The following is a 7,030-nucleotide window of genomic DNA, read 5'->3' on the forward strand; positions in this document are numbered from 1 at the left end:
TAGGGCATGGAACAAACGACAGTAAAAAATATAGAAATTGTTGGAGAAGAGGTGGAGGGCCTCAAGGAGATTCTGACACCGGAAGCATTAGACTTCGTAGCATCTCTTCATCAAAAATTTGATGAGCGACGTAAAGAGCTCTTGATTGCTCGGAGAGACCGTCAGGAAAAGCTAAGTAAGGGTGCGTCTCTTAACTTCCTAGAAGAGACGAAACATATCCGTGAAGCCGATTGGACGATTGCTCCTCTTCCAAAGGATTTGCAGAATCGACGAGTAGAAATCACGGGCCCTGTTAATCGGAAAATGGTCATTAATGCTCTTAACTCTGGTGCAAAGATGTTTATGGCATGCTTTGAGGACGCAACTTCTCCTACATGGGAAAATATGATTGATGGTCAATTGAACATGCGAGATGCAGTCCGTAAAACAATCTCCTTTACACAGCCTGAAACTGGAAAGCTGTATCGATTAAACGAAGAAACAGCGGTTCTAATTGTTCGCCCTCGTGGCCTGCATTTAATGGAGAAGAATGTGCATATTGACGGGAATTCTATCTCTGGCAGCTTCTTCGACTTCGGTCTTTATTTCTATCATAATGTGAAAGAGCTATTGGCTCGAGGAACTGGTCCATACTTCTATTTACCAAAGCTTGAAAGTCATTTAGAGGCAAGGCTTTGGAACGATATTTTTGTATATGCACAAGAGCGTTTTGGTATTCCGGTGGGAACAATTAAAGCGACTGTGCTAATCGAAACTATAACAGCGGCATTTGAAATGGATGAGATTTTATATGAATTAAAAGATCATTCGGCTGGCCTAAACTGCGGTCGCTGGGATTACATTTTCAGTTATATCAAGCGACTACGTAGCCACCCAGAGGTTATCCTGCCGGACCGTGGTCAGGTTACGATGACTTCGCCGTTTATGAGGGCTTACACACAGCTATGCATTAAAACGTGCCATCGCCGAAATGCTCCAGCTATTGGGGGAATGGCAGCTCAAATCCCTATTAAGAATGATGAGGAAGCAAACGAAGCAGCTTTTGCAAAGGTACGAGAGGATAAACGCAGAGAAGCTACCGATGGACACGATGGAACATGGGTGGCGCACCCGGCATTAGTTCCTGTAGCGATGGAGCAGTTTGATGAGCATATGCCTACTCCGAACCAAATCGATCGCAAACGCGAGGATGTGGAAGTGACTGCAGAGGAATTACTGGAGGTGCCTACTGGAACCATTACAGAGGAAGGGCTTCGAATGAACTGCAGTGTTGGTGTTCAATACATCGCAGCTTGGCTAAGAGGAAATGGAGCAGTTCCGATTAATAATCTAATGGAAGATGCTGCTACGGCAGAGATTTCCCGGACTCAAGTTTGGCAATGGGTTCGCCACCCAGAGGGCAAACTAGAAAATGGTCAAAAAATTACGTTTCCACTCGTTGAGCAAGTCCTCACCGAGGAGCTCGGCAAATTGAAAGCTGAACTTGGAAACGAAACCTACAGTAAAGGACGTTATTTAGAGGCGGCAGAGCTATTCTTGACGCTAATTAAAGAAGATACATTTGTAGAATTTCTTACGATTCCAGGCTATGCAAAACTATAGGAGGTGATTGGTATGAACAAGCAAACAACAGAGAAAAAACCGAAAATCTGTCTTGAGTGTGGATGTGTCATCCAAGAAAAAGTCGAATCTCCCATGTTTGAATGTGAACGTTGTCTGAATAATAAATGTGAATAGGAAAATGAAAAACGTGAGAGTCGCAAATGACTCTCACGTTTTCTTTGTTATTCTGGCTTGGTGTATACATCGTCGCGAGTAAATGCTTCTACCGGACCGAAATGCGGAAGTTCTGCATTTTGACCGTTTTCTTTGAAGAGGATTTCCTCTAAGCTTGGGTAAGCATCAAAATAAGAATGAAGAATACTTCCTACGAAAATGGCTTCCCCTGCTGAACCTTCTACATTTTCTAAGATTCCTGACATGTTCAATACAAGTGTTTTCTCTTCATTTTCGAAGCTATAATCCTCAAGGGTTACTTTCGTATCTAACTGGTCAAAAATTTCATGTACCATATCTTTACTTGAGTCTATGGAAGCCTCATGTGGCTCCACATAACTAACTGTTGGGTCAGCACGGTATATGTTTACTGTGCCTGCAGCTTGTTCGTTGCCATTTCCACTTTCGTTAGCAGTCGCCTCGTTCTTACTACCATCAGTCCATTCATACGAAGCTTCTACCTTTTGTTCAGCAAGTTCATTTGCTGTAGACCAAGCAACGATTGTATAGGAGCCTTCTGGAATGTTAGCAGCTGCTAATTCGTTTGGTAGATCTAGAGGAACTTCTATCTTTTCGTTTGGTCCTAGCAATTTATCTTTAATTGCTTGTGTAAACATCTTGTTTGCTGAGTAGCTGAATACTTCTTTATTCTCTTCGTCAAGTAGATGATAATCTACCTCTTGTCCACTAGAGAAGGTAAGCTGTACATCCTCTTGTGATTCATTTTCAATAATAAATACAGCGTCCTCGTTATCCTTCATATCTATAGAAGTCGCAATAGTATTCTCCATATTTTCCTCCCCGCTAGTAGGGTCTTTTTCTTCATCCTTATTGGCATTATTATCACTTGTTCCACAAGCTGCTAAAAATAGAACGAAAGAAAAAGCGATGAATGTAAAGAAAAGTTTTTTCATCATTTTTGCCTCCTTTACTGTATTAGACACGTAAGAACAGAGAAAGTTTCAGGTATTCTAAAAAATGGTTAGATTGTCCTCACTCATGGAATGGTTTATAGGTTTTTCTAATGGGATTACGAAAAAATCATCTATTTAATTGTATTTACAGATACTAAAGAGAGGAGTAATATGTGTATATTTCCATCGTTGAATCCGAGGAGACGGGAAGCCATGTCTAGAAAAGTGATGCGTAGTGAATCCTTTTAGGAAGGGCTACTTTTGGTCTAGCCCGTGAACTAACCTCGTAAGAATGAATAATTAGATGAATTGAAAGCAGATAAAATGAGTAGGAGCGAGCAACATGTCAAAAACAGAAAAACAATTTGCAGTAATTGGACTAGGAAGATTCGGTGGTAGCGTGTGTAGAGAGTTATATTCCTTAGGTCATGAAGTACTAGCGATTGATATAGCTATGGAACGAGTAGAAAATTTTCTCGACTACTCCACGCAAGCAATCCAAGGAGACTCTACAGATGAATCCTTTTTAAAATCGATTGGTATACGAAATTTTGACCACGTGATTGTGGCAATCGGGGAAAATATTCAAGCAAGTGTACTAACGACATTGAATCTTAAGGAGCTTGGTGTTAATAAAGTGTGGGTGAAGGCACAAAATACTTATCATCAGAAAGTTCTAGAAAAAATTGGTGCAGATCGTGTGATTCATCCAGAGGTAGATATGGGGATTCGAGTAGCCAATTCGATGTCCTCTAATCATCTCGTCGATTACATTAACCTTTCTGATGAATATAGCATTGGGGAATATCATGCAACCAAGCTCATTGATAATAAAACCTTACAGGACCTAAATTTTCGAGGGAAATACAGGGTGAACATCCTCGCTATTAGGAGGGATAATCTTGTGAATATAAACCCGCTTCCTACGGATATTGTCAAAGAGGGGGATGTACTAGTAGCGATGGGACTTAACAAGGACTTAAATCGATTCGAAGAGAAGGCGCTTTAACAACCCTTTACATTTTTGACTACATAAAAAATGTTCACCCTAATAGCTGAAAATGTCCCTTATAAATGTGAACGCTGGCAGTCTAACTGCTGGCGTTTTTTTGTTTAGAATAGCGGAAATAACCTTTTGAAACAGATAATGGTATAAAAAGGTTATAATTTTCTTAAGAATTTCTTCAGATTTATGCTACGAGAATGTTCATAATTGAACGATACAATAATGACAGGTGCAAGGGAGGTAGATGGTGAGCATGTACACAGTGTTAATTACAGATGACGACCAAGATATCAGAGATGGAATTGAAATTTATTTAAAAAATGAAGGCTATCGAGTATTAAAGGCAGCGGATGGGAGAGAGGCTCTACAATTACTGAAAGAGAATGAGGTCCATGTCATTATTCTAGATATTATGATGCCGAATATGGACGGAATTTCAGCTACTTTTAAGATTCGAGAGGAGCGTAATGTTCCAATCATTATGCTAAGTGCTAAAGCAGAGGATTCAGATAAGATTCATGGTCTATCTGTTGGAGCAGACGATTATGTAACAAAGCCCTTTCATCCAATGGAGCTTGTTGCTCGTGTAAAATCACAGCTCCGTCGGTATACAAAGCTTGGAACCTTTCAAGGGCAGCAAGAGGTCATCGAAGTGAATGGACTAACGTTAAATCAAGAAGCAAAGGTGCTAACAGTCGAAGGTGAACCGGTTAAGCTCACGCCAATCGAATACAAAATTACAGAGCTGCTCATGCTGAATGCCGGTCGCGTATTTTCCATTCATGACATTTATGAGCGAGTTTGGAACGAGCCCGCATACAACGCAGAAAACATCGTCGCAGTACACATCCGGAAGATTCGAGAGAAGATTGAAGCAGATCCTAAAAATCCTCGATATTTAAAGGTGGTGTGGGGCGTTGGCTACAAAATCGACAAGTAAGGCAAGCATCATTTTATCAATGGCGGCAATTCTATTAGGACTATTGTGCATTGTTTATTTTACACTAAACCTTTTCCCTATCATTTTGGAAAATAATAGCTTTAAACAAATTATAAGAGTGATGAAAGGCGGAACTACCGGATGAAAATGAAATTAGGGAAAGTAATCCTGCTTAGTCTTTTGGCAGTAATAGCAATTACTTCTCTTTATACGCTTGTAGATGAGGGTCGGAATTATATAGGGAAAGATTATTTTGATAGTGATGAGTTTCAATCTGAGCTATCGCAATACCAAACAGAGCTTGTCCCATTAGCGTTAGTGGAACTAGACCCGGAGGAATTAAAGAAGGATATCACTGTAACTCCTTCTGATCTAGAAGAGTATCGCTATCGATATGGTGACCTGGAGAGTCAGTTGGGTTCCATTCGCATGCAGTATGAAGGAGCAGAGGAACAGGCCTTAATTGATGAAAGAGATCAAAAATTAAAGGAAATCACTCGCAATTTTCAGGACGATCAATATGTGGAGAATAAAATAAAAAAGGAAAAAGAGAAAGAAGTTGATGCTTATTTTCAAGGGCTGGAACGAGCGAAGAGAGAATTTGAGTATCGTCAATCCCAGTTTGTCTATGACCTAGAGAATGTGAAATCCGGCGAGAAATTTACTAGTGGCAGCTTGGACGGTAGGCTTGCTTTCGAGAAAGTATATTCCAGTAAAAATGGCTACCTAACAGAGAACCCGATTTATTATCCAACAGAGTCTTTTGATATCTCTCTTCCTCCAGAACGTTTTAAAGGAACGATTGCTATTACAAAGGATAGTATTTTGAACGGCAGTAGAGCCCAGGAATATAGTGATTTTGTTACAAGGCAATGGATTTTCTATGGTCTACTAGTAGGCGGAGTTATTGCAGGCTTCCTTTTTGTAAGGTTATATCGAGGAAATAGAGAGCTCTTTGATTATAAGCCTGGAAGAGAGAAGTTTAGATTGTTGCCGGTGGATGTAAGAATAGCTCTGATTATTGTTTCTGCTTATTTTGCTCTCTTACTTTCCAATAGATTTGTCTGGTCGGTTTTATATTCGTATAGATATATCGATAACTCTATTACTAGCTTATTGCTTGCGGTTGCATTAGTTGCAACAACAATATATATGTGCGAGTGGCTTATAAGGGATTACGCTTGGAAGGATTGGGAGAATAGCTGGATATTGGGGGCGTGGAAATCAATAAAAGGTTTCTTTATGGTTCGCTCTATTGGTCTTCAGATATTGATTCTCCTAGTGGTTATCTTTTTCTGGGGGTTTGGGACGATGCTTTTACTCCAAGTTCCAGAAGCTATCGTAGTCTGGATAGGGGCTTCTCTTTTCATTGGTTTCCCAACACTATTTATTTTATTGTCTAAGACCTCTTATTTAAATCGAATTATCCGGAAGTCAGAGGATATGGTGAAGGGAATAGGGGAGACAGAAATAGAAGTAAAGGGACATTCGGCCATTGCACAATTGGCAGCAAACCTAAATCACCTTCGCGGAAGAGTTCAAACCTCTCGAACCGAGCAAGTGAAAAGTGAGCGCTTGAAAACCGAGCTCATCACCAATGTGAGTCACGATTTACGAACGCCCTTGACGTCGATTATTACGTACACGGATTTACTGAAGAACCCTAATTTAACAGATGAAGAGCGAGCTTCATATATTGCTATTCTGGATAAAAAATCGCTGCGACTAAAAACATTGATTGAGGATTTGTTTGAAGTATCTAAGATGGCATCGGGCAACATGGAGCTAGAAAAACGCAAGGTCGATCTGGTACAGCTTTTAACCCAGGCCATTGCCGAGCATCAAGAGGATATCGATAAGCAAGGACTCGACTTCCGAGTAACAATCGGAACGAAGCCAATCATGGCCTATGTCGATGGCCAAAAATGGTGGCGAATGTTAGATAACCTCATCATCAATACATTAAAATATGCAATGCCGAATACGAGAGTCTATATCAATCTGGACCAGGAAGGGCAGGAAGCTGTTTTTGTCATAAAGAATATTGCTAATTATGAATTAGGCAATAATGATATAGAGGAACTAACAGAACGATTTAAACGAGCAGATACCTCTCGTCATACAGAGGGATCGGGACTAGGTCTTGCGATTGCTCAATCTATTGTAGATTTGCATGGCGGTGTGCTAAATATTGAAGTGGACGGAGATCTTTTCAAAGTCACTGTGCGCGTGCAGGCAGTGTCGTGATTGGATGGAACCCCCTCTTGGTGAGGGGGTTTTTGTGTTGTGAGAGCGCAGCTAGTCTAACCGAGCGAGAATGTTGTAAAAAAAGACGAGAATGTTGTAAAAATGAAGAGCAATGTTGTAAAAACTCGGCCTAATGTTGTAATTCTG

6 protein-coding genes are annotated in these 7,030 nt (G+C 40.5%); 5 read left to right on the plus strand and 1 reads right to left on the minus strand.

Annotated features, from left to right (window positions below):
* The first annotated feature begins 6 nt into the window (after window positions 1-6).
* Entirely contained in the window at window positions 7-1,602 is a 1,596-nt protein-coding gene (gene aceB, locus AC1ECF_RS16905; RefSeq protein WP_480390604.1) for a malate synthase A, read from the plus strand.
* A gap of 182 nt (window positions 1,603-1,784) precedes the next feature.
* On the opposite strand, the gene AC1ECF_RS16910 is transcribed toward aceB, so the two are convergent.
* Window positions 1,785-2,690: a BsuPI-related putative proteinase inhibitor gene (locus tag AC1ECF_RS16910; protein WP_480390605.1), complete on the minus strand. Its 906-nt coding sequence runs from the start codon at window positions 2,688-2,690 to the stop codon at window positions 1,785-1,787.
* Between the two features lie 343 nt (window positions 2,691-3,033).
* On the opposite strand from AC1ECF_RS16910, the gene AC1ECF_RS16915 reads away from it, so the two are divergent.
* From AC1ECF_RS16915 to AC1ECF_RS16930, 4 genes are all read left to right on the plus strand, one after another.
* Window positions 3,034-3,699 (plus strand): potassium channel family protein, encoded by a 666-nt coding sequence (locus AC1ECF_RS16915; protein WP_480390606.1) that lies wholly within the window; start codon window positions 3,034-3,036, stop codon window positions 3,697-3,699.
* 244 nt (window positions 3,700-3,943) lie between these two features.
* Window positions 3,944-4,636: a response regulator transcription factor gene (locus AC1ECF_RS16920; protein ID WP_480390607.1), complete on the plus strand. Its 693-nt coding sequence runs from the start codon at window positions 3,944-3,946 to the stop codon at window positions 4,634-4,636.
* Entirely contained in the window at window positions 4,614-4,781 is a 168-nt protein-coding gene (locus AC1ECF_RS16925; protein ID WP_480390608.1) for a hypothetical protein, read from the plus strand. Before AC1ECF_RS16920 ends, AC1ECF_RS16925 begins: the two co-directional genes overlap by 23 nt.
* Window positions 4,778-6,883, plus strand: a complete 2,106-nt coding sequence (locus tag AC1ECF_RS16930; RefSeq protein WP_480390609.1) for a sensor histidine kinase — start codon at window positions 4,778-4,780, stop codon at window positions 6,881-6,883. Before AC1ECF_RS16925 ends, AC1ECF_RS16930 begins: the two co-directional genes overlap by 4 nt.
* The last annotated feature ends 147 nt before the right edge of the window (window positions 6,884-7,030 follow it).

This window comes from Psychrobacillus sp. Z3-81, from assembly GCF_056620325.1.

Bases quoted from the DNA above. Each gene is read 5' to 3' on its own strand.
- aceB (WP_480390604.1), top strand. From the start codon at position 7: ATGGAACAAACGACAGTAAAAAATATAGAAATTGTTGGAGAAGAGGTG.
- AC1ECF_RS16930 (WP_480390609.1), top strand. From the start codon at position 4,778: ATGAAAATGAAATTAGGGAAAGTAATCCTGCTTAGTCTTTTGGCAGTA.
- AC1ECF_RS16915 (WP_480390606.1), top strand. From the start codon at position 3,034: ATGTCAAAAACAGAAAAACAATTTGCAGTAATTGGACTAGGAAGATTC.
- AC1ECF_RS16910 (WP_480390605.1), bottom strand. From the start codon at position 2,690: ATGAAAAAACTTTTCTTTACATTCATCGCTTTTTCTTTCGTTCTATTT.